27 protein-coding genes are annotated in these 23,006 nt (G+C 64.4%); 17 read left to right on the top strand and 10 right to left on the bottom strand.

What is annotated here, in order from left to right; translation table 11 throughout:
* Positions 1-76 precede the first annotated feature (76 nt).
* Entirely contained in the window at positions 77-790 is a 714-nt protein-coding gene (locus tag KK488_RS03325) for a PEPxxWA-CTERM sorting domain-containing protein (RefSeq protein ID WP_214621719.1), read from the bottom strand.
* Between the two features lie 165 nt (positions 791-955).
* The gene (locus KK488_RS03320; RefSeq protein ID WP_214621718.1) at positions 956-1,864 is read right to left on the bottom strand and encodes a TauD/TfdA dioxygenase family protein; all 909 of its coding nucleotides are present in this window, start codon (positions 1,862-1,864) and stop codon (positions 956-958) included.
* A 279-nt stretch (positions 1,865-2,143) separates the two neighbouring features.
* Between KK488_RS03320 and KK488_RS03315 the strand changes: the two genes are divergently transcribed.
* Together KK488_RS03315 and KK488_RS03310 are read left to right on the top strand one after the other, a co-directional pair.
* Positions 2,144-2,710, top strand: coding sequence for a DUF4337 domain-containing protein (locus KK488_RS03315; protein WP_214621717.1), 567 nt, complete (start codon positions 2,144-2,146; stop codon positions 2,708-2,710).
* Between the two features lie 450 nt (positions 2,711-3,160).
* Complete coding sequence (locus tag KK488_RS03310) at positions 3,161-4,480, top strand: DUF5623 domain-containing protein (protein WP_214621716.1); 1,320 nt, start codon at positions 3,161-3,163, stop codon at positions 4,478-4,480.
* Between the two features lie 214 nt (positions 4,481-4,694).
* Here the strand turns inward: KK488_RS03310 and KK488_RS03305 are convergent, their stop codons facing one another.
* The 7 genes from KK488_RS03305 to KK488_RS21650 all read right to left on the bottom strand — a co-directional run bounded on the left by KK488_RS03305 (position 4,695) and on the right by KK488_RS21650 (position 10,556).
* Positions 4,695-5,498, bottom strand: a complete 804-nt coding sequence (locus KK488_RS03305; RefSeq protein WP_214621715.1) for a hypothetical protein — start codon at positions 5,496-5,498, stop codon at positions 4,695-4,697.
* 5 nt (positions 5,499-5,503) lie between these two features.
* Positions 5,504-5,872, bottom strand: coding sequence for a DUF6152 family protein (locus KK488_RS03300; RefSeq protein ID WP_214621714.1), 369 nt, complete (start codon positions 5,870-5,872; stop codon positions 5,504-5,506).
* A 10-nt stretch (positions 5,873-5,882) separates the two neighbouring features.
* A complete protein-coding gene (locus KK488_RS03295; RefSeq protein WP_214621713.1) occupies positions 5,883-6,287 on the bottom strand; it encodes a DUF6152 family protein in 405 nt (134 codons plus the stop codon).
* Positions 6,284-7,147, bottom strand: a complete 864-nt coding sequence (locus KK488_RS03290; RefSeq protein WP_214621712.1) for a hypothetical protein — start codon at positions 7,145-7,147, stop codon at positions 6,284-6,286. Before KK488_RS03290 ends, KK488_RS03295 begins: the two co-directional genes overlap by 4 nt.
* 218 nt (positions 7,148-7,365) lie before the next feature.
* Positions 7,366-9,174 (bottom strand): phospholipase D-like domain-containing protein, encoded by a 1,809-nt coding sequence (locus KK488_RS03285; RefSeq protein ID WP_214621711.1) that lies wholly within the window; start codon positions 9,172-9,174, stop codon positions 7,366-7,368.
* Positions 9,175-9,614: 440 nt separating this feature from the next.
* Positions 9,615-9,773 carry a hypothetical protein gene (locus tag KK488_RS03280; RefSeq protein ID WP_214621710.1) on the bottom strand — a complete coding sequence of 53 codons (159 nt, stop codon included), beginning with the start codon at positions 9,771-9,773 and terminating at the stop codon, positions 9,615-9,617.
* A gap of 66 nt (positions 9,774-9,839) precedes the next feature.
* Positions 9,840-10,556 (bottom strand): helix-turn-helix transcriptional regulator, encoded by a 717-nt coding sequence (locus tag KK488_RS21650; protein ID WP_214621709.1) that lies wholly within the window; start codon positions 10,554-10,556, stop codon positions 9,840-9,842.
* 241 nt (positions 10,557-10,797) lie between these two features.
* Between KK488_RS21650 and KK488_RS03270 the strand changes: the two genes are divergently transcribed.
* The 8 genes from KK488_RS03270 (at position 10,798) to KK488_RS03235 (ending at position 18,038) form a co-directional block, all read left to right on the top strand.
* Positions 10,798-11,004, top strand: a complete 207-nt coding sequence (locus KK488_RS03270; protein ID WP_214621708.1) for a hypothetical protein — start codon at positions 10,798-10,800, stop codon at positions 11,002-11,004.
* A 169-nt stretch (positions 11,005-11,173) separates the two neighbouring features.
* Positions 11,174-14,098 carry an excinuclease ABC subunit UvrA gene (gene uvrA, locus KK488_RS03265; RefSeq protein WP_214621707.1) on the top strand — a complete coding sequence of 975 codons (2,925 nt, stop codon included), beginning with the start codon at positions 11,174-11,176 and terminating at the stop codon, positions 14,096-14,098.
* Between the two features lie 37 nt (positions 14,099-14,135).
* Positions 14,136-15,296 (top strand): phage exclusion protein Lit family protein, encoded by a 1,161-nt coding sequence (locus KK488_RS03260; protein ID WP_214621706.1) that lies wholly within the window; start codon positions 14,136-14,138, stop codon positions 15,294-15,296.
* Positions 15,297-15,461: 165 nt separating this feature from the next.
* Positions 15,462-15,620, top strand: coding sequence for a hypothetical protein (locus KK488_RS03255; RefSeq protein WP_214621705.1), 159 nt, complete (start codon positions 15,462-15,464; stop codon positions 15,618-15,620).
* Positions 15,613-15,789, top strand: coding sequence for a type II toxin-antitoxin system RelB family antitoxin (gene relB / locus KK488_RS03250; RefSeq protein ID WP_214621704.1), 177 nt, complete (start codon positions 15,613-15,615; stop codon positions 15,787-15,789). The genes KK488_RS03255 and relB overlap by 8 nt, the downstream gene beginning before the upstream one ends.
* An 8-nt stretch (positions 15,790-15,797) precedes the next feature.
* Positions 15,798-16,061: a type II toxin-antitoxin system RelE/ParE family toxin gene (locus KK488_RS03245; protein ID WP_349356840.1), complete on the top strand. Its 264-nt coding sequence runs from the start codon at positions 15,798-15,800 to the stop codon at positions 16,059-16,061.
* A gap of 111 nt (positions 16,062-16,172) precedes the next feature.
* Positions 16,173-17,315, top strand: a complete 1,143-nt coding sequence (locus KK488_RS03240) for a hypothetical protein (protein WP_214621703.1) — start codon at positions 16,173-16,175, stop codon at positions 17,313-17,315.
* Positions 17,316-17,612: 297 nt separating this feature from the next.
* Complete coding sequence (locus KK488_RS03235) at positions 17,613-18,038, top strand: OsmC family protein (RefSeq protein WP_214621702.1); 426 nt, start codon at positions 17,613-17,615, stop codon at positions 18,036-18,038.
* Here KK488_RS03235 and KK488_RS03230 read toward each other — a convergent pair.
* Complete coding sequence (locus KK488_RS03230) at positions 18,031-18,195, bottom strand: hypothetical protein (protein ID WP_214621701.1); 165 nt, start codon at positions 18,193-18,195, stop codon at positions 18,031-18,033. The genes KK488_RS03235 and KK488_RS03230 overlap by 8 nt on opposite strands.
* A 129-nt stretch (positions 18,196-18,324) precedes the next feature.
* Here KK488_RS03230 and KK488_RS03225 point away from each other — a divergent pair, with 129 nt between their 5' ends.
* From KK488_RS03225 to KK488_RS03195, 7 genes are all read left to right on the top strand, one after another.
* Entirely contained in the window at positions 18,325-18,720 is a 396-nt protein-coding gene (locus KK488_RS03225; protein WP_214621700.1) for a glycine zipper 2TM domain-containing protein, read from the top strand.
* Positions 18,721-18,805: 85 nt separating this feature from the next.
* Positions 18,806-19,108: a hypothetical protein gene (locus KK488_RS03220; RefSeq protein ID WP_214621699.1), complete on the top strand. Its 303-nt coding sequence runs from the start codon at positions 18,806-18,808 to the stop codon at positions 19,106-19,108.
* A gap of 79 nt (positions 19,109-19,187) precedes the next feature.
* The gene (locus KK488_RS03215; RefSeq protein WP_214621698.1) at positions 19,188-19,514 is read left to right on the top strand and encodes a hypothetical protein; all 327 of its coding nucleotides are present in this window, start codon (positions 19,188-19,190) and stop codon (positions 19,512-19,514) included.
* 90 nt (positions 19,515-19,604) lie between these two features.
* On the top strand, positions 19,605-20,801 hold the full coding sequence (sucC, locus tag KK488_RS03210; protein WP_214621697.1) for an ADP-forming succinate--CoA ligase subunit beta: 1,197 nt from the start codon (positions 19,605-19,607) through the stop codon (positions 20,799-20,801).
* On the top strand, positions 20,801-21,265 hold the full coding sequence (locus KK488_RS03205) for a GFA family protein (RefSeq protein WP_214621696.1): 465 nt from the start codon (positions 20,801-20,803) through the stop codon (positions 21,263-21,265). The genes sucC and KK488_RS03205 overlap by 1 nt, the downstream gene beginning before the upstream one ends.
* Positions 21,266-21,315: 50 nt before the next feature.
* On the top strand, positions 21,316-22,065 hold the full coding sequence (locus tag KK488_RS03200) for an electron transfer flavoprotein subunit beta/FixA family protein (RefSeq protein ID WP_214621695.1): 750 nt from the start codon (positions 21,316-21,318) through the stop codon (positions 22,063-22,065).
* A complete protein-coding gene (locus KK488_RS03195; RefSeq protein ID WP_214621694.1) occupies positions 22,062-22,991 on the top strand; it encodes an electron transfer flavoprotein subunit alpha/FixB family protein in 930 nt (309 codons plus the stop codon). Before KK488_RS03200 ends, KK488_RS03195 begins: the two co-directional genes overlap by 4 nt.
* The last annotated feature ends 15 nt before the right edge of the window (positions 22,992-23,006 follow it).

Here is a 23,006-nt window from a genome sequence, read left to right as displayed (position 1 = left end):
TCGGCAAGTAACCGAGAGCGCGATGAAAGGTTCCCGCCCGCCGCGCGATCGCCACGGCGAGCGAGACGGTCGCCCGTCAGGCGAGAACGGCGCTCATCTTGCGCCGCCGCATCATGCCGCCGGCCAGGCCGAGCCCGCCGACCATGAGGGCCCAGGTGGCCGGTTCCGGAACGGCGGACGACAGCAGGTCGACCGAGACGTTGTCGAGCCCCACGCCCAGATTGCTGGAGGCCGTTGAGAGGCTGCTGAACAGGCCGATCGTCATGGGGCTGCCCGTGCCCGCGAAGTCCCAGGAGAAGCGCTGCCAGTCCGATCCGGCCGACTGCAGGCTCATGATGTTGGTGAAGCTCTGCACGAAGCTGTTGTTCACGAACAGGTCGACGGTCACATTGCCGTAGGAGCCTTGTCCGCCGACGAAAAACGCCCCGACATCGAAGCTCGCGCGATAGGACGCGCCGCTGCCGGTCGCGAAGGCATTGCTCACCACGCCGCCGCCGCGCCCGACATTGCCGGTCAGGTCGACGAACTGGCTGCCGTGCGAGGCGACGACACCGAGCGCGCCGAACGCGGCATTGTCGACCGGCGATACCTGCGTCCCCGGCGCGCTGCCCGCCTGCGCCGCGACCGTCCATCCGGTGATCGTGGTGCTGCCCGGATTGAGGAACAGCAAGGTCACGTCGGGGCTTTCGAAGCTGCCGTTGCTCAGCAGATTGGCCGCGTCGGCCCGCGCGCCCGCCATCGCCAGCGCGGCCACGCACAGGCAGGCCAGCCGAGTCTTCCCAGATATCATGATCAATCTCCCACTGCCGGCATCCGCGCCGGTCCCGGGGAGCTAACATGGCGCGCCTGCGCCGGGCCAATGACAATGGCCGTTAGGTTTTCCCGCCGAACGCCGCCTTTGTCCCGGAACGGACCGGCGCCGCGCGGCGCCCGTCCGTTCAGCCCAGGCCCAGGCTCAGGCTTTGACCGGCTCGATCTTGGGCATGGTCTTGAACAGCTCGCCGAACGGATCATCGCCTTCCGGCGGTGCCGGCAGCTCGCGCACGGTCGCGCGGCGCATGTCGCGGCGCTCGTCCCAGTTGAACTGGCCACCGCGATGAAACACGGCGAGATTGTCCCAGATCACCATGTCGCCGACCGCATAGTCGACCTTGATCTGATATTTCTCCTGCGTGACGTGCGCGTTGAGATAGTCGATCAGCGCGCGGCTCTCGTCCCAGCCCCAGCCGACCACGCGATAGCAATGCGCGCCGGCATAGATCATGTTGCGGCCCGATCCCTTGTGCGGGCTGACCAGCGGATGGACCGGCCGGTGCCGCTCCATGATCATCTCGTGCGTGATGTCCGCGCCGCCCTGCTTGCGCGACCAGAGCAGGCTGTGCTCGCATTGCAGGTTCGCGATCTTGTCCTTCATCTCCTGCGGCAGGTCGTCATAGGCCGAGCGCGCGTCGCAGAACTCGGTCGGGCCGCCCGATGCCGGCACCTCGACCGCGCGCAGCATCGAGTAGCTGGTGCGCAGGTCCATGAACGAGGAGTCGGTGTGCCAGATCTGGTCGCCCTTGCGATAGGTCATCGCCGAGGGGCTGCGGTTGATCTCGCCCTCGGCGGTCAGGTTGCCGGCGTTGAACAGATAGATGCGCGGGCGCCCCTCGCGCGGCGGCAGGCTCTCGAGATGGCCGAAATTGCGCGCGAAGGCGATCTGGCCCTCATCGTCGAGGCCGGTGTTGCGATACATGGTGACGCCCCATTTGTCCTGCAGCGCGATCAGCGCCTGCACGGTCTCGGCATCGAGCGGCTTGCTGATGTCCACGCCCGAAATTTCGGCGCCGAAGCGGGGCGAGATGGGTGTAGCGGTAATCGTCATCGCGAACTCTCCTATCTTGATAGGTATCTGCCTGCACAAGTTGCCAATGTCAAGATGTCATGTGCCGTCCTGACATGACGAAGCGGCCTCTGCCTAGCCTTTTGTGCGAACCAACTGCTTATCATGTGCACTAATCGGACAATGGCACGCGAAACGCCCCTCACACCGCGTCCGCCCTCGCTGAAAATGACGCGACGAGCACCCCGCCATAACCAATTCGCTTTGCTCCCGGCGCGCCGGATCGGCTATCAGGCGCGCGCGGGGGCGGAGAAACGAACGATGGAAGTCGAAGTCAGCGCCGAGGCCAAGGACAAGCGCCTCAACCGGATGGTCGCCGTCACCGTGGTGATCCTCTCGGTCTTCACCGGCCTGTGCAACATCAAGGACGGCAACATCGTCCAGGCGATGCAACAGGCGCAATCCAACTCGGTCGACAGCTGGAATGAGTATCAGGCCACCAAGACCAAACTTCACATCAGCGAAGAATCGCGCCGCCAGATCCTCCTGCTGGCCGACGATGACGCCGCCAGGGCACGCGCCGCCGCCCCGCTCAAGGCGCTCACCGCATCGATAGACAAATATCGCGGCGAGGTTCCCAGCCTCCAGCAGCAGGCGCAGGCTTATTCCGCGCAATATGACGCGCTCAACGTCCATGACGACCAGTTCGACGCCAGCGAGGCGCTGATCTCCACCGCCATCTCCCTCGCCGCGGTCGCCGCGCTGACCGAGAGCAAGCGCCTGCTCCACGCAAGCTGGGCGTTCGGCGCCTTCGGCATGTTCCTGGGCGTCTGCGGCTTCGCGAAGTGGGGCTTCCACCCGGATGTGCTGAGCAATTTCCTGGGATGAGGGACTGGTCCCGGACCGCGAACAGCGCGATCGATAAGGAGTGGCTGCCAGCCTAGTCCGCGCGGACCAATTCCCGCTTCAATGATTGTCCGCTGCTCCGCCCTGACAATCGACGCCGGATGGCTGGGAAGTCGTGGAGAACGGACAATGCACTCCAAAAGAATGACGGCATTGTTGTCATTAGAGATATCAATTTTGACGGTTGCCAATCCGCTAATCACTCCATCTCAGCCACGAGATGCCGTCCAGCGATCAACATAAATCTCGCAAGGTGCCATTGAAAACCTGAAAGCTACAATCTATATGGACCGAGCTCTTGGCATGAGCATGGCACTCGCCGTTCCGAAGCTGCTGGCAGCACTGCTCTGAAAACCATCACAAACCTTTCAACGGACATTCGGGTCTGGAAAGGCGGTTGGCGAGTGACGCTTGCTTATCCAGGCCAGGAGAATGGCTATGTTGATTGGTGATGTGCGTCCGACGACGCTGGATGGTGTGAAATCTCTCGCCACGCAGCTCCGCAAAGATCAGGGCATCAAACATTCCGAAGCACTGGATATCGCGGCGCGCGCTGCAAACTGCACGAACTTCCGCAACGCCCAAAAGGTGCTCCCGGCACAAGGCTCGCCCCATGAGCGGCCTTATGTCCTGTTGACCATTTATTGGTGTGACAAGGACAAGCGCTACCAAGTCGGGCGCGAAACGCTGCGGATTGACCTAGTACGCCCTATTCTCGAGACTTGCAGCAAGCCCCTACTCAAAGAGGTTCGCGGTTTTGGAAACTTGCGAATGGTTGCTGACGATCATTTCGTCTGCGACTCCATCGCGCAAACTCAAGTTTACGCCCGCGAGCGCCTCTCGACCGCCGAACGGTCGCTGCGTTTTATGGAAAGGACGGGGCTGCGTCCGTCACGAGAGCATCGCAAGGGTTTTCCGAAAGGTTCGCCGGACAATAGGTTGCCTTACACTGATCATCCGACCGACTGGGTCGATGTGGTAACGGGACAGGTGATCGTTGTCGACGAACCCTATAGCGGGGTTCCCGACGAAGACGAGCGTGCAGCGTGGGCGGCACGACACGAATGGCGCATTGCCAAAACCTCCTGGCCGGGCATGTACTATCCCTACAGCTGCGACCTCTACGTTGCGACCGACGGAGCTACCGAATACGATCTCGACGTACTGGTGGCGAAGATCAACGCCATGCCGGCACCACTTCTGGCGGAAGATTGGGCAGGCGAGTCTGTCTCGTCGTGGGAGACGTTTGCTAGCCCGAGCGCTAAGACGCAGCAGGACATTCGACGCGCGCGTTGCCGCGGAACGATCTATCCGACTGATAGCGCAACGACTGTGCCATACAGCTATAATATGGGCTCGACGCGGCGGCGTCCCAAAGGCGAGTTGGGCATCGAGGGCCATATTGAGGCGGGCCGCATGATCAAAGCGGTGCTCTCGTCGCAGGAACGCCCTTATTCAGTCTATCGCCGAATGAATGGCGTGCGCTCGACGCTCGAAGACTGGATGGCAAAAGAAATCGGCCGCGGACAGTTGGAAGGCCCCGAGTTCTTTGATGTCTATTATCACGAACTCGAAAGAGAGGATGCCCTCTTGAACCAAGCGGTATCGCGCGAAGGATTGATTGCGATCCTCGGGCACCTGAAGCAGAAGCTGCAGGCCGTTTACCCGGATTGCGCGCCTCTCCGAGACTTGCTCAATCGCATCGACATGTCCCGGAAACTGATTGATCGGATGAAACCGGCCAAGGCCTGAAAGTTGGTAGCAGCGCACCCGTCGGTGCGCTGCCGCCGCGCTATATGTCCGCTATGTCGTCGTATCCGAACAGGCAGCTATCGGGATGAGCGGCCGGTTTAGCGGACGGCACGAAGGGCGCGGGGAGCGGCCCCTCAATCCATTGGGATATCCGTTGCATCGGGATACCCCGTATCCCGCCTCCCGGCAGCCCTCCTCGCCCCCAATCACCCCCTCAATTGAACTGCGTATCCCCCTTCTCGTCCACCGGGTTGCGGTCATTCTCCGAGCATTCGAACTCGAGCAGCGCCCCGTAGCGGTCGCGATGATAGGTCACGGTCTTGGTGTAGGGCTCCTCCAGCGCGTCCGGGTCGGTGTAGGTCATCTCGTTGATCAGCACGTCCGGATCGCTGGTCGAGAGGTGGATGCGCTCGGTGATCTTCAGCTTGTCCGAATGCGCCATGCCGGCCTGCAGCTGCAGGCCCGCATTGATGCCGATCGTGTCGACCACCAGCGTGCCGCCCTCCCAATGGCCGATGCTGTCGCCCATGAAGCTGGGGTCGGGATCCTCCTGATGCGGGCGCCCGTCGGTCCAGATCTTGCGCGTCTGCATCCAGGCTTCCTGGTTGATCGTCACCCGCCCCGGCGTGAACAGGAACTCGAAGGGATATTGCGGGATCTGCATGATCCCCGGCATACCCGGCGGGCTGCAGTTGGAGGAAGTCTTCTTCTCGACGCCGTTGCTGGCCGCGAGCGCCTTTCGCCACGCCTCATAGTCGTCCTTATATTTGCCCTTGAGCCTGGGCGGTGGCGGCGGCGCGCCTGCGCCCGGCCCGCGCGGGAAGACCACGAACCAGATGCCGCCCCAGTCGGGCAGCGCATCCAGCGCGGCCTGGTGCCCCTTGGGGAAGGGCGCGCCGGTGCCTTGCGCCAGTCCCTTGATCGGATCGGAGGTCACCACCGCCCCCGGCTGCGCGCTCGCCGCGCCCGCACCCGCCATCAGCAGCGCGATCAGCGCCGCCTTGCCACTCCATGCCATGCCGCTCATCCCTTCAGTGTCGATCCGTCGGCCAGCACGGCGGACATGAACGATCCGCCCGCCTTGTCGCCCTTGAGCGGATGCACCGTGATGGTCACCTGATCGCCCGTCTTGAGGCTCGATCGCTTCCAGCCGAGCAGCGCCAGATTGTTGGGGCTGTTCATCTCGATGTTCCAGTTGACCACATTGCCCGCCGCATCCTTCACCCCGATCACGATCCAGGCATGCGGATTGGTCCATTTGAACTGCACCACCGTCCCCCTGAGGTCGGCGCTGCGGGTCATGTCGAACATCGCATAGCTGTGGTGCGCGTCCGCCGCGCCCGATAGCGTCGCCAGCGCGAGGCCGGCGCACAGGAGAGTCTTCCGCATCATTCTCCGCTCCTCAATTCGCACCGGGCACGTTGATCGGCTTGCCGGTCTCGAAGGCCTTCTCGGTCAGCACCTTGCCGTCGGCCAGCACCACCGCATTGAACAGTCCGCCCGGCTTGCCGTTGCGCAGCGGGTTGATCGTCACCGAGACGATGTCGCCCGGCTTGATCGAGGTGCGCCGCCAGCCCTGCCGGGTCAGGTTGTTCGGGCTGTTGAGCTCGATGCTCCAGTGCGTGCTCGCCCCGCCCGCGCCCGGCACGTCCAGCTCCAGGAAGGCGTGCGGGTTGGTCCATTGGAACGCCGCGACGGTGCCCTTGAGCACCAGCTTCCTGGTCTGGTCGAACATCGCGAAGCTGTGATGCCCGGCCGCCGGCGCGGCGATCGCCACAAGCAGCGCCGCCAGTCTCGCCCGGCTCATGGCCTGGGCTCCGTGTCGCCCGCATCGCCGACCTTGCTGTTGCCCAGATCGGTGCCGGGCAGGTGCGCGTTGTTGGCGAGGATGCACTCGACCTCGCCAATGTCGGTATGGTCCTGCCGCGTCCAGCGCTTGGTGTTGCGCCACTCGCCTTTCCAGTTCTGCGGGTCGGTCATGATATACTCGATCTGCAGCGTCCTGCCGCCGTCGAGCATCGTCATCCGCTCGGTCATCGCGAAGTCGTCGGAGACCGGGATGCCGCTGTCGATATAATGATTGTCCGGCTCGATGTAGCGCGTCTCGACGACGAGCGTCTTGCCTTCCCAATGGCCGATGGATTCGCCGTTATAGCTGTGGACCACCGTGTCCGGATCGCTGAACGCGCGCCCGTCGAGATAGATCGCGCGGAAGCTGTTCTCGAAACCGGCCACCATGTAGATCACCGTCGGCAGCTGGATCATCGCGATCGGCCAGACCCGCGTCATGATCATCGGCATGCCGGGCGGGTAGCATTGGCCGATCGCGTCGCGATAGGTTCTGCCCGCCTTGGCCGCCGCCTGCCCTTCCGCCAGCGCCTTGGCCGCATCGGGCAGGAAGTCGGGATAAGGCGGCCCGAACATGAACTTGTTGAAGCCCTCGGAGAGGTCGACGAACCAGGTTCCGGTCAGGTCGAAGCCCGGCGCGGGCCGCTTCTTCCGGAGGTTCTCCGGCGCCAGCGCGCCCAGATAGCCCGGATGCTTGGGCACCAGCTTGTCGAGCTGATCGGGCGTCAGCGGCCCGGGACCGCGCTGCGCGACAAGCGGGGATGCGAGCAGGGCAAGCGCCATGCCGGCCGAAATTGTCCAAGACCGACGATGCGTCATGCCCCCTCCGTTGTTTTGTCAACGGTATCATGACGCGGCCGGGCGCGATACGCAAGAGATGAGATGGCGCGGCGTGCTCAAACCCTCTCCCGCCTTCGCGGGAGAGGGAGGGACCCGCGAAACGGGAGGGTGAGGGTCTTCTTCTTCACGGGCCGGAAAAAGAAGACCCTCACCCAACCCTCTCCCGCGAAAGGCGGGAGAGGGCCAAGAGCCGCCCCTCACCCCGGCTGCGCATTCGCCATATGCGTGAACACCGCCACCCGCTTGGCCTTGAGGCTCCCGGCCGTCTTGTACTTCGCCAGCCAGCGATCATCCTCGCTCAGGAACTTGCTCGCCTTGCCGGCGCCGCCGCCGGTGTCCGCCCCGCCATCCAGCTTCTCGTACATCGAGCGGAAATAATAATGGAAGAACAGCCGGTTGAACTCGGTGAAATAGATGTCCGCCGCGCGCTGGTCACCCTTCACGATCAGCATATTCTCGTCATTGGCGTTGGTCGACGCTTCCGAGAAATTGGCCGATCCCGTGACGATGACCGGCGCCGCGCCGAGCGGGTCCATCAGCAGGAACTTGCTGTGGATATAGAGAACATGCGTGTTGAGACCGAGCTTCAATGGGCTCGTCTCGCGCGTCCAGCGATAGATCGGGTCGGTGATATAGGCGCCCCAGGCCGAATAGACATTGTTGGAGGCGCGCAGCGGCACGAACGGCTTGGTCGACTTGGGATTGGCCTTGTCCTCCTTCTCGAGCAGCAGGAAGGTCAGCCGCTCGTCATGGAAGGGATTGTCGAGCAGCTTGTCCTTCAGCAGCCCGTTCACGCCGAAGGCCAGCGTGATGCAGGAGAGGCGCTCGGCATCGTCGACCATCGCGAAATACATGTCGAGAATGTCGAGCCCGGTGCGCGGGCTGAACACCGGCACCGTGCCGGGCTGCAGCGCATGCCAGTCGTGCGGCACCGCCTCCAGCCCCGCGACCGCATCGCGATAGGCCGCGCGCAGCCGCCGCGCATCCGCCGCGCTCGCCCCGTCCGGCGCGCCCGGATCGCCCGAGAGCAGGTCCCAATAGGCCTTGAACCGCTCGGCCACGGCCGCGTCGCGCACCCAGTGGCCGACATTGGTCTGGCCGTGGATGCCGCCCAGCGAGATGTTGGTCGATCCGGTCCACACCTGCTTGGGCGTCCCCGCCGCGCCCTGCAGCAGCACCATGAACTTGTTGTGCTGGATGTCGTTGGGATTGGCCTCGCGCCACAGCGCGATGGCGCTGGCCGGGATGCCGGCCTCGGCCACCGCGTCCCGGTTGGCCTTGCGCGGGAAGGCCTCGTGGAACAGGCCCTTCTTGTCGGTATAGCTGTTGTCCTTGCTGTCGATAATCAGCTTCACGATCACGCCGCGGTCGATCGCCGCCTTGAGCGCGGTCAGCACCGGCTTGTAATGAAATTCGTAGAAGCAGCCCAGAATAGAGTCGCCCGCCTGCGCCGTGTCGATGAACCTGTAGATCGCTTCGTCGAGGTCGCGGCTCAGCCATTGCAGCGCCGCCAGCCGCTTGGCCGGATCGGCGATCTCGTCCGGCTTCTCATAGCCGAACTTGCGGACATAGGCCTGGCTGCTCGCCACGCCGCGATTGAAGAAGACGTCGTGCGGCCCGGTCGAGAAGAGCGGCTCGGTGTGGCTCCTGATCGGGATCGGCGGCGCGCTGCGATCGAGATTCTTGGGCGCCCCCTTCAGCGGATAGAAGCGGTAGATATAGTCGCGATCCGGCTTGGCGGTGAAATCGTCCCACACGAAGCTCTGCACCGGCTGGTCGAACGTGCTCGCCGCCTGATCCGGGCCGAATTCGCCATAGACGGATTCGAACACCTTGAAGCCGTACATATAATATTTCTCGTTCTCGGTCGGATCCTCCCGCTCGACCGCGAAGCCGAGCAGCCCGGTCGTATCCGCCGCGGCGAACGCGATCCCGAACGACACCGTGTTGACGCCGCTCACCGCATGAACGCGGTAGCCGCCGACTGTCTGTGAACTGAAGCGCATGGGGACAGGCTCCCGATAAGGGGGTCTTGGTCAGGCAATGCGATTGTTGCTGTAAGGCGTCCCGGAGTCTGCCGCAGATCATAGCGGAACTGCTGCGGAGATCAAAGAAGGCACGGGATGGCGACAGGGCGTTTTGTTTGTCAGGCATTCTTGCGAGGGCGGAACCTGGCAGCGCCGCACCATGCGGCGCGATGTCGATCCACTTGCATCTCGTCGCGCCCGCTCACCGGAACGGTCTATGTCGGCGTGACGCGGTGCTTAGCCCCTCTCCCGCCTTCGCGGGAGAGGGAGGGGCCCATCGCGCAGCGGTGGGAGGGTGAGGGTCTGTTTCGGGCTTACCGTGTGGGACTTACAAAAAAAGACCCTCACCCAACCCTCTCCCGCTTGCGGGAGAGGGCTAAATGGACGTCCCGATGGCGTCGTGTCGCGACGGAGAGCTTCTAGTCGCGGCGGTTGCAGCGGCAGTCGGGACCGCACGTGCAGTCCGGGCGCCCGCATTTCTCGGTGGCGGCCAGTGCGCAGGCGCAGGCTTCGCAAGTGCAGACGATGCAGGCGCACCCGGCGGAACGGTTCTGGTCGTTGATCGTGTAGATGGTCATGATGAGGCTCCTTTGGTGAGGAGGCCGTCCTAGTCCCGATCCGAACCGCCCGATTGAACGCAAGGGCTAAAGTCGCGTCAGGTGGGTCGCCGGCGTACCGAAGGTGCGCCGGAACACGCGGCTGAAGTGCGCCGAGTCCGAAAATCCCGCCGCATGCGCCGCCTCGGTCAGCGACTGGCCTTCCGAATAGACCTGCACCGCCCGCACCAGCCGCAGCCACAGCATATAGGTCTTGAAGGCGAGGCCGGTCTGCTCGACGAACAGGTGGCGCAGGCGGCTTGGCGAGAGGTGGACGCCCGCCGATGCCTCGGCGAGACTGAGCGGCTCGTCGAGATGTGCATTGGCATAGTCGATGATCTTCTGGATGCGCGGATCGGGCAGGAGCGCCGGCGCGCCCGGAGCCAGCACGTTTACCGCCTCGCGGGCCGCATCCAGCAGTGTCTCGACGTCCAGTCCCGCCACGAACGTCGCGCGCAGCCTCTCCAGATGCGTCTCCATGGCCGTGGTATCGAACGCCCGCATGCTGTCCTGCCCGAGCAGGCCCTGACGCAGCGCCCGGCCGACGCGGCTTTCCGGCTCGACGAAGATGAAGGCCATGAGCCCCTGCGCCTCCAGCCGGTGCGGGAAATCGGCCGCGACCGCGATGCCTGAGGCACGAACGGTCTTTCCCGCGCCGACAAGCGCCAGCGCGCCGGAGAGGCAGAGCGAAATCTGGATCGCGTGATGCGCATGCACCTCGGCATCGCCGAAGCCGTCCAGAGCCTCCAGCACCCAGACGCTCACGCCCTGCGATATTGCGAGTTTGGCCCGCCCCCTTGCCATGGGATTTTTCTAGCGACTCCCGGCGCAATTGAAAGCCCCTCGGTCCGGCCCGTCTCGCTGCGGGCAGGCAGCTGGCAGCCAGCGGCATCCGCGCGAATAGCCGTTGCGTTCAATCCCAGGTGCCAGGCCGGCCGTAGAGGAGCCGCACCGCCCGCCGGCATGCCGTCTGCGCGCAAGTCACGTCACACCGAGGTCAACCGTCATGCCCAAGCCCGCCCTCGTCACCGCGCTGGCCCTGTCGTCCGCTCTGGCCGGCGCAGCGTTTCATCAGATGATGGTCCACGCCAGTCGTGCGACCAGCTTCGCCATGACGATCGCGCTCGATCCCGGCCGGTTCGCTGCGGAAGCGACCGTCGCCGGCATCCGGCTGGCGCTCGACCTGTGCTGGCGCACCTGCTCGTCACGCTGATGGCGCGGGCATGCTCGCGCCGACAGCCGTCTTCAGCGCCGCCGGTCGACTGCTGACATAATGCTGTCAGCAGGTCGGGGCCGCCGACCACGTCCCCCTCGCATTTCGCGCCGCCCGCTCCTATCTTCCTGTCTGGATTCCCAAATAGAACAGAGATAGAACGGAGCGCATGAGTCTCACAACGCTATCCGTGCGCGGCGCGCGCGAGCATAATCTCAAGGGGATCGACGTCGATCTGCCGCGGGACAAGCTCATCGTCATCACCGGCCTTTCCGGGTCCGGCAAGTCGAGCCTCGCTTTCGACACCATCTATGCCGAGGGGCAGCGCCGCTATGTGGAGTCGCTCTCCGCTTATGCGCGCCAGTTCCTGGAGATGATGCAGAAGCCGGACGTCGAGCATATCGACGGCCTGTCGCCCGCCATCTCGATCGAGCAGAAGACGACCAGCCGCAACCCGCGCTCGACCGTCGCCACCGTCACCGAGATCTACGACTATATGCGTCTGCTGTGGGCGCGCGTCGGCATTCCCTATTCGCCGGCGACCGGCCTGCCGATCGCCGCGCAGACCGTCAGCCAGATGGTCGACCGCGTGCTGGCGCTGCCGGAGGGGACGCGCGCCTATCTGCTCGCGCCCGTGGTGCGCGGCCGCAAGGGCGAGTATCGCAAGGAGCTGGCCGAGTGGCAGCGCGCCGGCTTCACCCGCGTGCGCATCGACGGGGACTATTACCCGATCGAGGAAGCCCCCGCGCTCGACAAGAAGTACAAGCATGACATCGAGGTGGTGGTCGACCGCATCGTCGTCCGCGCGGACATGGCCCAGCGGCTCGCCGAGAGCTTCGAGCAGGCGCTGAAGCTCGCCGAGGGGCTGGCCTATGTCGATCTGGCGGACGGCGTCGTGCCCGGCCGCGAGGGCGAGGACCAGTCCGCCGGGGCGATGAAGAATGCCGGCATTCCCGCCAACCGCATCATCTTCTCGGAAAAATTCGCCTGCCCCGTCTCGGGCTTCACCATCGCCGAGATCGAGCCGCGCCTCTTCTCCTTCAACGCCCCGCAGGGCGCCTGCCCGGCCTGCGACGGCCTGGGCGAGAAGATGCTGTTCGACGAGCAGCTCGTCGTCCCCAATGAGGCGCTCAGCCTCAAGAAGGGCGCGATCGTCCCCTGGGCCAAGTCCAATCCGCCCAGCCCCTATTATATGCAGGTGCTCGCCTCCCTCGCCACCGCCTACGGCTTCAGCCTCGACACGCCCTGGCAGGATCTGCCCAGCGAGGTGCGGCTGATCATCCTCCACGGCACCGGCGGCAAGCCCGTCACCCTGACCTTCCAGGACGGGCGCAAGACCTACAGCGTCAACAAGGCGTTCGAGGGCGTGATCGGCAATCTCAACCGCCGCCTGCTGCAGACCGACAGCGCCTGGATGCGCGAGGAGCTCAGCAAGTTCCAGACCGCCCAGCCCTGCGAGACCTGCCACGGCGCCCGCCTCAAGCCGGAGGCGCTGGCGGTCAAGGTCGCGATGACCGACATCGCCACGCCCACGCGCATGTCCGTGGAGGACTGCCTCGCCTGGTTCACCGCGCTCCCCGCCCAGCTCGGCGACCAGCAGAACCAGATCGCCAAGGCCATCCTCAAGGAGATCATCGAGCGGCTCGGCTTCCTCAACAATGTCGGCCTCGACTATCTGAACCTCGATCGCACCAGCGGCACCCTCTCGGGCGGCGAGAGCCAGCGCATCCGCCTCGCGTCCCAGATCGGCTCCGGCCTCTCCGGCGTGCTCTATGTGCTCGACGAGCCCAGCATCGGCCTTCATCAGCGCGACAACGACATGCTGCTCATCACCCTCAAGCGCCTGCGCGACCTGGGCAACACCGTCATCGTCGTCGAGCATGACGAGGACGCGATCCGCGCCGCCGACCATATCGTCGACATGGGGCCGGGCGCCGGCGTCCATGGCGGCCATATCGTGGCGCAGGGCAGCCTGGACGACATCCTCGCCACCCACGGCTCGCTCACCGCCGACTATCTCAACGGCACCCGCGAGATCGAGGTGCCGGCCAAACGCCGCAAGGGCAGCGGCAAGAAGCTCACCGTCACCAATGCCCGCGCCAACAATCTCAAGGGCGTCACCGCGTCCATCCCGCTCGGCACCTTCACCTGCATCACCGGCGTCTCCGGCTCGGGCAAGTCGAGCTTCACGATCGACACGCTCTATGCCGCCTCCGCCCGCACGCTGAACGGCGCCCGCGTCATCGCCGGCGCGCATGACCGGATCGACGGGCTGCAGCATCTCGACAAGGTGATCGACATCGACCAGTCGCCGATCGGCCGCACCCCGCGCTCCAATCCCGCGACCTACACCGGCGCCTTCACCAACATCCGCGACTGGTTCGCCGGCCTGCCGGAATCGCAGGCGCGCGGCTACAAGCCCGGCCGCTTCTCGTTCAACGTGAAGGGCGGCCGCTGCGAGGTCTGCTCGGGCGACGGCCTCATCAAGATCGAGATGCACTTCCTGCCGGACGTCTACGTCACCTGCGAGGAATGCCACGGCAAGCGCTACAATCGCGAGACGCTGGAGGTGAAGTTCAAGGGCCACAGCATCGCCGACGTGCTGGACATGACCGTCGAGGACGCGGTCGAGTTCTTCAAGGCCGTGCCGCCCATCCGCGAGAAGATGGCCATGCTCGCCGAGGTCGGCCTGGGCTATGTCAAGGTCGGCCAGCAGGCCACCACCCTGAGCGGCGGCGAAGCCCAGCGCGTAAAACTCGCCAAGGAGCTCAGCCGCCGCGCCACCGGCAACACGCTCTACATCCTCGACGAGCCCACCACCGGCCTCCACTTCGAGGATGTCCGCAAGCTGCTCGAAGTGCTCCACGCCCTGGTCGAGCAGGGCAACAGCGTGGTGGTCATCGAGCACAACCTCGACGTCATCAAGACCGCGGATTACATCATCGATCTCGGCCCGGAAGGCGGCGTCAAAGGCGGCGAGATCGTCGCGACCGGCACACCGGAAGAGGTGGTGAAGGAGAAGCGCAGCTATACCGGGCGGTATCTGGCGCCGCTGCTGGCGAAGGGGGCGAGCGCGAAGGTGGCGGCGGAGTGAGCAAGCCTCGCGAAAAGTAGGTTGAGATAGTTGATCGATGCCATTTTCCACTTTTGCAAATGACTATGGCGGAGAATTCGTGCCAGACCCTGCTTTGTACACCTCAAAGCATGCTAGGTTATTTTGTATATCCTCTATAGAGGTTGTTGAAGAATTTCTAGATTTCTCAAATGATCTAAATGAAAGTTACCGATCAGACGGTCATCGCGGCGTTAATATCATGGCTGGATATTTATTGGGCAGGCCGGGTGATCCAAAGAGGAAACTGATAAACGCCCACGCGCGATATCAAGAAGGAATAGATTATGTTGGTATATACATTAGTTTAGCTGCATCCACTTGGAAAATGATCGCCGCTATCGTTGAGAATGGTTTTATGTCAATCTTTATGGGAGAAGCCGACCAACCTCGAATTAACGATGTGTATAGTGATGTAATTGTTGATATTCATTCGCAGAACGAATTCGGTCTGTCCGAATTGTCTGAAGATCTTAGCGATTTTGATTTTGATTTGATCAAAATCTTTTTTAAGAGCACTTTACATTGGATTTTTCAGCATGAATTCTCCCATATTTGGTGCGGACATGCTGAGTATCTCGCTAACAAAAGAGATGGCAAAGACTTTGACGAATTAAGTGATGAAGAAAATTTTGCTGTTGAGGTTTTTTGCGACGACAGAGCAACAATAGCTCATGTGATGAACGAATATCCATTAGCTGAAGTCGAAAATATAACAAAAAAAGTTATCGACTCCAGAGTAATGAATTTGAACCAATTTTCATTCAATATCATCGTATCGTTATTAAGCTTTGAAATTTCTTTTTTGATTTTTGCCTTGCGCGAAAAAAAGTCACTCACGCATCCAATGTCTAGAACAAGAAGAAATAGAGTTATAAGATACTTTGAACTTTTTTTTGAAGATAATTTAATATTTTGGAATTCTTATTCTTTTAGAAAGTATATGTTAATATATATATTGCCATTCTATCTACATAAATCTTTTGGATCGGACAACATTCCGGATTCTTTTACTAAGACCATTGCGCCCTCTGACTATGATTATGATGTTCTAGATCCCAACTGGGAGATAGTTGCAAAAAAATTGGCTCCCTATTTTCGAGGTGAGAAGGCGTACTTGGCATTAAGGTTTGGAGCGCCAGATCGAGCCATTGATAAGCAAGGTCGTATTTTGGAATAAGATTTCCCTCCGTCCTACACGGCCCAATTCATTATATCTGGTCGGTCCCCTTTCCTTCAGGAGGACGCCAAGACCATTCACACCCCCATCACCCCCGCTTCCACCGAAGCGCACACTCCCATCCTCCCCGACACCGCCCTCGTCCGCGAGCGCCACTGCGGCTGGATGCCGGAGCGGCAGCGCAGCTTCATCGAGACCCTCGCCGATACCGGCTGCGTCGCCACCGCCGCGCAGCATGTCGGCATGAGGCCGTCGAGCGGCTATCGCCTGCGGCATGCCCCTTCCGATCCCGCCAAAGACGCGCTACATTCCCTCTATGGCTAAATACTCCCCCATAGAGTCCGAATTCGAGACGCCGGAACAGGAAGCGGCCTACGACGTCTGGTTCCGTGCCAAGGTCGAGGCCGCCATGGCGTCGAAGGAGCCGGGCATTCCGCACGATGAGGCCATGGCGAGGATGCAGGCCATTCTCGACAGGCGCAAGACGGCCTAGTGCTGCCGGTGATCTGGCGCCCCGAGGCGCTGGACGATCTCGAATGCATCATCGACTTTATCGAGGCGCGCAACCCATCGGCGGCGGAGCGCCTCGGCGGGGCGATCCGCCAGACCAGCGAACGCCTTGCGGATCATCCCTATATGCATCGTAGCGGGCGCGTCCCCGGCACGCGCGAGGCGATTGTCCATCCCAATTATCTGATCGTCTATCGCGTGGCGGAGGCGATCGAAATATTGGCCGTGCTCCATGCACGCCAGCAATATCCTTAGAGCAGGCAGACGGCACCTGGTAAGCGCCGCAGCGACGCCACCCAAAAATAGCTGTCCTACATCGCAAAAAGCTTAGCATGAGCGAGTCCCCCTTTCCCTCAGGAGGACGCCATGACCAAGCACACCCCCATCACCCCCGCGCCCACCGACGCGCAGCCCCACCCCCACACCCTCCCCGACGAAGCCCTCGTCCCCGTCGCCCCCCGCCAGGATGGCTGGACCCCGGAGCGCCAGCGCAGCTTCATCGAGACGCTCGCCGATACCGGCTGCGTCGCCACCGCCGCGCAGCATGTCGGCATGAGCCCGGCGAGCGCCTATCGCCTGCGCCGCCGCACCGATGCGCGCGCCTTCGATGCCGCCTGGGATGCCGCGCTGGAGCGGTCGATGGAGCGGCTGCTGCCGGTGGCGATCGAGCGGGCGCTGCATGGCTGGCTCAAGCCGCGTTATTATCATGGCGAGCTGATCGCGCAGGAGCATGTCCATAGCGAGCGGCTGCTGCTCTGGCTGCTGGAGAAGGGCGCGGCGATGCTGGGCAACAGCCGCGCGCGGCAGGCGATGCGTGGCGATTGGGACGCGGCGCTGGAGGGCGTCGGGCTGGCGGAGAGCCGCGCGCCCGAGCCGCAGCGCCCCTATCGCACCTGGGTCGACGCGGCGCAAAAGGCCTGGCTCACCGATGCGCCGCCCCAGCCGGGCTATGAGGGCTGGTGCCGCGGCCGCCCCGGCGATGCGCATTTCGCCCGCCTGCTCCAGCCCGAGGAGCAGGCGGCGCTGGCCCGCGCGGAGCAGGCGCCGCAGGTCAGCCCCTGGCAGGACGAGGCGCGCCGCCGCTTCTTCGGCCTGGCGCCCGTCCGCGCCTATGCGCCCGAGGATGCCGACGCCTGGCTGGCGCAGGCCGCCGCGCAGCCGACGACTCCGGAGACGGACACGGATGCGGAGACGCCCGCGCCGCACGGGGCGGAGATGACCGGCCCGGAGACGCCGCAACAGGCGGAGAGTCCGCTCGCCGCTCCACCCGCCGGGGCCAGCCTGCCCGCCGAGCCCGCGCGCGCCGCCCCGCCGCCCGCCGCCTCGGCCATCGCCATCGCCGCCGCCATGGCCGCGCCCCGGCCCGCCACGCCGCGCATGCCGGCCGGAGCGTCCAGCCGGACGGACGCGCACCCGGACGTCCTGCCGGAGGGGGGCCCGGATGCCGCCTTCACCACGCCCCTCCCCTTCGCCCCGCGCGCCCCGGAGAAAATTTACGCCATACAGTGACCTTCGTGACCTTCGGCGCGGTCGCCCCTCCGTGACGCCCACTCCTCACATGTCACAACGAGCAAGGGCGACGCACCTCCCATTCCTCCCCGGCACGGGGAGGGGGATCAGCGAAAGCTGGTGGAGGGGCCGCCGCGCACGCGGCGGAAGCGTTGCGCCATGCCCCACCACCCCGCCGCTTCGCGTCGCGGTCCCCCTCCCCGTGCCGGGGAGGAATGATCCCGCTCGCGCCTTCCCACCGCAACAGTCCGCCCCCATATCGGCTCTCCTCAGTCACCGCACCAAGGAGTCCCCCGCATGACCACCCGCACCGCCTCCGCCCGCTATGACGGCATGGGCCGCACCGGCAAGGGCCACATCACCACCCAGTCCGGCATCCTCACCGATCAATATTACGGCTTCAACACCCGCTTCGAGGACGAGCCCGGCACCAATCCGGAGGAGCTGATCGCCGCTGCCCACGCCGCCTGCTTCACCATGGCCCTCTCCTTCGCCCTCGAGCGCGCCGGCTTCAGGGACGGCACCCTGGAGACCAAGGCGGCGGTCAAGCTGGAGCAGTCGGACGGCGGCTTCACCATCACCCGCTCGGATCTGGTGCTGGACGCCTCCGTCCCCGGCATCAGCCCGGATCAGTTCGCGGAGATCGCGGCGGGCGCCAAGGCCAACTGCCCGGTGTCCAAGCTGCTCAACGCGGAGATCACGCTGGAGCATCACCTCAAGTGAGCGCCATCGCCGCCTCCCTCCCCGTTCGCTTCGAGCGGCCGTCGAGCTTGTCGAGACGGTTGTCGAGAAGCCCGTGCGCGAGCGCCCTCCCCTCCCTCCCCGTTCGCTTCGAGCGGCCGTCGAGCTTGTCGAGACGGTTGTCGAGAAGGCGGCGCATGGACGCCCTTCTCGACGACGGGTCTCGACTTCGCTCGACCCTGCTCGAAGCGAACGGGTTTGGGGGGCATCGGAACATCCCGCCCCGCCGCACGTTGAGGGAAGGCATGAAAACAGAAAGGCCAGACCCATGAAGACGATCGCCTTCCCCCGCGCCGCCCTGCTCGGCCTCGCGACGCTCGCCAGCCTGCCGATCGCGGCCTGCTCGGACACCGGCTATGGCGGCGACCGCCCCGGCTACGCCTCGGACCGCGACGGCTATTATGGCCGTCACCACCGCCGCTGGCGCCAGGGCGACGAGTATGTCCTGTCGCGCAACGACACTGTCTATCGCGACGAGAACGACAATTACTACTGCCAGAAGCCGGACGGTACCAGGGGCGCCATCATCGGCGGCGTGGCGGGCGGCGTGCTCGGCAACGTCATCGCCCCGCGCGGCAGCAAGACGCTGGGCACGATCATCGGCGCGGCCGGCGGCGCCATCGCGGGCACGGCCATCGACAAGGGCGAGGTGCGCTGCCGCTGACCCGGCCTCACCCCGCCGCAAGCGCCGGAACCGCTCGCGCCGCCGCACGTTTGCACGGTCGAATCAGGACTGGAAGGATAGGACAATGCTGAGAACTTTGATCGTTGGCGCCATCGCCGCATTCGCCGGGTCCAGGCTCATCAAGGCGAACGAGGAGGGCAAGCTGGACGGCCTCAAGGAGCGCGCCCGCGACGGCTATGATCGCCTGCGCGATCGCCTGTCGCGCGGCGAGGATGCGCTCGTCCCGGCCACCGCCCCGGTCCGCAACCTGCCGCCGCCGCCCAAGGCCTCCCGCAAGGCGCGGCCGAGCCCGACGGACGAGGTCTCCAAGCCCGCCAGGGCGCATCCCTGGCCGGTCGACCTGCAGGCGATGCCCGAGAAGAGCTGATCTGCGCCGCCGGTCCGGCGAGCCCGGATCGGTGGCCGACGGATTGGCAGCGCCGGCGGGGGCGACTATAGGAGCAGCCATGTCGCTCCGCACCCTCGCCCCGCTCGCCCCCCTCGCTCTCCTCCCCGCCCTCCTGCTCGCCGGCTGCGCCACGCCGGAGGCGCAGCTGCGCACCGGCCTCGTCAATGCCGGCCTCAGCAAGCCGATGGCCGGCTGCATGGCCCGTCCCATGGCGCAGGAGCTGAGCCTCAACCAGCTCCTCAAGCTGCGCTCCCTGTCGAAGGTCGGCCAGCTCGACCCGCGCGAGACGAGCTACAACCGGTTCATGCACCGCATCCGCGCCCTGCAGGATCCCCAGATCCTCCGCGTCACCGCCTCCGCCGCCCTGGGCTGCGCCCTCGGCTGACTTCGCAACTTCGCAAACGCTTTCGACACCGTCCTGGGCTATGCGCGCCCCGGCATAGAGCTGGCATAGAGACGGAAGGCATCACGCATCATGAACATCCACGAGTATCAGGCCAAGGAACTGCTCGCCAAGTTCGGCGCCCCCGTCCCCGCCGGCTTCGCCGCGCTCAGTGTCGAGGAAGCGGTGGAGGCTGCCAGGAAGCTGCCGGGGCCACTCTATGTCGTGAAGGCGCAGATCCATGCCGGCGGCCGCGGCAAGGGCAAGTTCAAGGAGCTCGGCCCCGACGCGAGGGGGGGCGTGCGCCTCGCCCGGACGCTCGATGAGGTCGAGGCCGCCGCGAAGGACATGCTCGGCAACACGCTCGTCACGGTGCAGACCGGCCCGGCCGGCAAGCAGGTCAACCGCCTCTACGTGACCGACGGCGTCGACATCGACAAGGAGTTCTACCTCGCGCTACTGGTCGATCGCGGCACCGGCCGCATCGCCATCGTTGCTTCCACCGAGGGCGGGATGGACATCGAAACGGTCGCGCACGACACGCCCGAGAAGATCCACACCATCACCATCGATCCGGCGACCGGCATCCAGCCGCATCACGGGCGCCGCGTCGCCGCCGCGTTGGGCCTGTCGGGCGATCTCGCCAAGCAGGCGGCGCAGGTCACCGGCGCGCTCTACAAGGCGTTCCTCGGCACCGATGCCAGCCAGATCGAGATCAACCCGCTCGCCATCGCCGGCGGCAAGATCCAGGTGCTCGACGCCAAGGTCGGCTTCGACGGCAATGCGCTGTTCCGCCACCCGGACCTCATGGAACTGCGCGACGAGACCGAGGAAGACCCGGCCGAGCTCGAAGCCTCCAAGTACGACCTCGCTTACATCAAGCTCGACGGCGATATCGGCTGCATGGTCAACGGCGCCGGCCTCGCCATGGCGACGATGGACATCATCAAGTTGAACGGCATGTTCCCCGCCAACTTCCTTGATGTCGGCGGCGGCGCGTCGAAGGAGAAGGTGACGGCGGCCTTCAAGATCATCCTCTCGGATCCGGCTGTGAAGGGCATCCTCGTCAATATCTTCGGCGGCATCATGCGTTGCGACATCATTGCCGAGGGCATCGTCGCGGCCGCCAAGGAAGTGAATCTCTCAGTCCCGCTGGTCGTCCGCCTTGAGGGCACCAATGTGCAGCAGGGCAAGGACATCCTCGCCTCCTCCGGCCTCGCCATCGTGCCGGCCGATGATCTGGGCGATGCGGCCAAGAAGATCGTGGCCGAGGTGAAGGCGCTGGGGTGATGAATGCGCTGGCCGCATCGACCGCGCAAGGCGGATGCCGATGCGGCCAGGTGCGCCTGCGCGTGAGCGGTGCGCCGCTGTTCACCGCGGCATGCCATTGCCGTGGCTGCCAGCGCATGTCGGCGAGCGCCTTTTCGCTATCCAGTTGCTACATGTCGGACCAGGTCGAAATTCTCTCAGGCGAACCGGCGATCGGCGGCTTGCATGGTCCGACGCGGCATTATTTCTGCCCGCATTGCTTCAGCTGGATGTTCACCCGGCCCGAAGGCATGGACGAGATTGTCAATCTGCGCACGACCATGCTGGACGAACCGCCCCAGGATAAGCCGTTTCTCGAAACCTACACGTCAACGGCATTGTCATGGGTCAAAACCGGTGCCACGCACAGCTTCGAAACCTTCCCGCCGGTCGAGCACTATCGGCAGTTGATCGTCGAGTTTGCACGGACATGGCCGACAAATTGACGTTGACGTGAACGTCAACTAAGAGCGCGCCCATTCAGAAGGAGAGCGTCATGAAGATCCTGGTCCCCGTGAAGCGGGTGCTCGACTATAATCTCAAGCCGCGCGTCAAGGCGGACGGCAGCGGGATCGATCTCGCCAACGTCAAGCAGAGCATGAACCCGTTCGACGAGATCGCCGTCGAGGAAGCGATCCGCCTCAAGGAAAAGGGCATCGCGACCGAGGTGATCGCCGTGTCGATCGGCGAGGCCAAGTCGCAGGAAACGCTGCGCACCGCACTCGCCATGGGTGCCGACCGCGCCATCCTGGTGACGCATGACGGCGTGGCCGAGCCGCTCGCCGTCGCCAAGCTGCTGAAGGCGATCGCCGACGAGGAGCAGCCGGGCCTGATCATCCTGGGCAAGCAGGCGATCGACGACGACAGCAACCAGACCGGCCAGATGCTCGCCGCTTTGCTCGGCTGGGCGCAGGGCACTTTCGCCAGCAAGGTCGAAGTCTCCGGCGAGACCGTCAACGTTACTCGCGAGGTCGATGGTGGCCTGGAAACCGTGGCGCTCAAGCTCCCCGCGATCGTCACCACGGATCTGCGCCTCAACGAGCCGCGCTACGCTTCGCTCCCCAACATCATGAAGGCCAAGTCCAAGCCGCTCGCGACCAAGGCGCCCGGCGACTATGGCGTCGACATGACCCCGCGCCTCACCACTCTCAATGTCTCAGAGCCGCCCAAGCGGCAGGCCGGCATCAAGGTCGCGTCGGTCGATGAGCTTGTCACGAAACTCAAGGCGCTGGGAGTGGCCGCATGAAGACGTTGGTTCTGGTCGAGCATGACAATGCATGCGTCAAGGACGCGACGCTCCACACCGTGACCGCCGCCGCGGCGCTCGGCGAGGTCCATCTGCTGGTCGCGGGGCAAGGCTGCGCGGCGGTGGCGGACGAGGCCGCGAAGATTGCCGGCGTCGCCAAGGTCCATCTCGCCGACGATGCCGCATATGCGCATCAGTTGCCCGAGAATGTCGCGCCGCTGGTCGTCGCGCTGATGGCCGATCATGAGGCCTTCCTCGCCAGCGCCACCACCACCGGCAAGAACATCGCCCCGCGCGTCGCCGCCCTGCTCGACGTCATGCAGATCAGCGACATCATCGCGGTCGACGGGCCGGACAGCTTCACCCGGCCGATCTATGCCGGCAATGCCATCGCCAAGGTCAAGACCTCGGACAAGAAGCTGGTCATCACCGTGCGCGGCACCGCCTTCGACAAGGCAGCGGCGAGCGGCGGATCGGGCACCGTCGAAACCGTCCCCGGCACGGGCGACAGCGGCATCGCCAGCTTCGTCGGCGCCGAGATCGCGGCCTCCGAGCGGCCCGAACTCACCAGCGCGCGCGTCATCGTCTCGGGCGGTCGCGGTGTCGGCAGCGGCGAGAATTACCACAAGATCATCGATCCGCTGGCCGACAAGCTGGGCGCCGCCACCGGCGCCTCGCGCGCGGCGGTGGACGCGGGCTTCGTCCCCAATGACTATCAGGTCGGCCAGACCGGCAAGATCGTCGCGCCGGACGTCTATATCGCGGTCGGCATCTCAGGCGCGATCCAGCACCTCGCCGGCATGAAGGACAGCAAGACGATCATCGCGATCAACAAGGACGAGGACGCGCCGATCTTCCAGGTCGCCGACATCGGCCTGGTCGGCGATCTCTTCCAGATCGTGCCGGAGCTGACCGCCAAGCTGTAATCATCTTGCCCATTG

This window comes from Sphingobium nicotianae (assembly GCF_018603885.1).
GTDB lineage: Bacteria > Pseudomonadota > Alphaproteobacteria > Sphingomonadales > Sphingomonadaceae > Sphingobium > Sphingobium nicotianae.
The sequence above is the reverse complement of the archived record's forward strand: the minus strand, read 5'-3'. Positions and strand labels throughout refer to the sequence as shown.

Bases quoted from the DNA above. Each gene is read 5' to 3' on its own strand.
- KK488_RS03255 (WP_214621705.1), top strand. From the start codon at position 15,462: ATGCCGGAGCGGCAGCGCAGCTTCATCGAGACCCTCGCCGATACCGGC.
- KK488_RS03235 (WP_214621702.1), top strand. From the start codon at position 17,613: ATGACCACCCGCACCGCCTCCGCCCGCTATGACGGCATGGGCCGCACC.
- KK488_RS03310 (WP_214621716.1), top strand. From the start codon at position 3,161: ATGGCTATGTTGATTGGTGATGTGCGTCCGACGACGCTGGATGGTGTG.
- KK488_RS03290 (WP_214621712.1), bottom strand. From the start codon at position 7,147: ATGACGCATCGTCGGTCTTGGACAATTTCGGCCGGCATGGCGCTTGCC.
- KK488_RS03325 (WP_214621719.1), bottom strand. From the start codon at position 790: ATGATATCTGGGAAGACTCGGCTGGCCTGCCTGTGCGTGGCCGCGCTG.
- KK488_RS03300 (WP_214621714.1), bottom strand. From the start codon at position 5,872: ATGATGCGGAAGACTCTCCTGTGCGCCGGCCTCGCGCTGGCGACGCTA.
- KK488_RS03225 (WP_214621700.1), top strand. From the start codon at position 18,325: ATGAAGACGATCGCCTTCCCCCGCGCCGCCCTGCTCGGCCTCGCGACG.
- KK488_RS03315 (WP_214621717.1), top strand. From the start codon at position 2,144: ATGGAAGTCGAAGTCAGCGCCGAGGCCAAGGACAAGCGCCTCAACCGG.
- KK488_RS03270 (WP_214621708.1), top strand. From the start codon at position 10,798: ATGCCCAAGCCCGCCCTCGTCACCGCGCTGGCCCTGTCGTCCGCTCTG.
- KK488_RS03220 (WP_214621699.1), top strand. From the start codon at position 18,806: ATGCTGAGAACTTTGATCGTTGGCGCCATCGCCGCATTCGCCGGGTCC.
- KK488_RS03305 (WP_214621715.1), bottom strand. From the start codon at position 5,498: ATGGCATGGAGTGGCAAGGCGGCGCTGATCGCGCTGCTGATGGCGGGT.
- relB (WP_214621704.1), top strand. From the start codon at position 15,613: ATGGCTAAATACTCCCCCATAGAGTCCGAATTCGAGACGCCGGAACAG.
- KK488_RS03200 (WP_214621695.1), top strand. From the start codon at position 21,316: ATGAAGATCCTGGTCCCCGTGAAGCGGGTGCTCGACTATAATCTCAAG.
- KK488_RS03230 (WP_214621701.1), bottom strand. From the start codon at position 18,195: ATGCGCCGCCTTCTCGACAACCGTCTCGACAAGCTCGACGGCCGCTCG.
- uvrA (WP_214621707.1), top strand. From the start codon at position 11,174: ATGAGTCTCACAACGCTATCCGTGCGCGGCGCGCGCGAGCATAATCTC.
- KK488_RS03205 (WP_214621696.1), top strand. From the start codon at position 20,801: ATGAATGCGCTGGCCGCATCGACCGCGCAAGGCGGATGCCGATGCGGC.
- KK488_RS03285 (WP_214621711.1), bottom strand. From the start codon at position 9,174: ATGCGCTTCAGTTCACAGACAGTCGGCGGCTACCGCGTTCATGCGGTG.
- KK488_RS03320 (WP_214621718.1), bottom strand. From the start codon at position 1,864: ATGACGATTACCGCTACACCCATCTCGCCCCGCTTCGGCGCCGAAATT.
- KK488_RS03215 (WP_214621698.1), top strand. From the start codon at position 19,188: ATGTCGCTCCGCACCCTCGCCCCGCTCGCCCCCCTCGCTCTCCTCCCC.
- KK488_RS03280 (WP_214621710.1), bottom strand. From the start codon at position 9,773: ATGACCATCTACACGATCAACGACCAGAACCGTTCCGCCGGGTGCGCC.
- KK488_RS03295 (WP_214621713.1), bottom strand. From the start codon at position 6,287: ATGAGCCGGGCGAGACTGGCGGCGCTGCTTGTGGCGATCGCCGCGCCG.
- KK488_RS03195 (WP_214621694.1), top strand. From the start codon at position 22,062: ATGAAGACGTTGGTTCTGGTCGAGCATGACAATGCATGCGTCAAGGAC.
- KK488_RS03240 (WP_214621703.1), top strand. From the start codon at position 16,173: ATGACCAAGCACACCCCCATCACCCCCGCGCCCACCGACGCGCAGCCC.
- sucC (WP_214621697.1), top strand. From the start codon at position 19,605: ATGAACATCCACGAGTATCAGGCCAAGGAACTGCTCGCCAAGTTCGGC.
- KK488_RS03260 (WP_214621706.1), top strand. From the start codon at position 14,136: ATGCCATTTTCCACTTTTGCAAATGACTATGGCGGAGAATTCGTGCCA.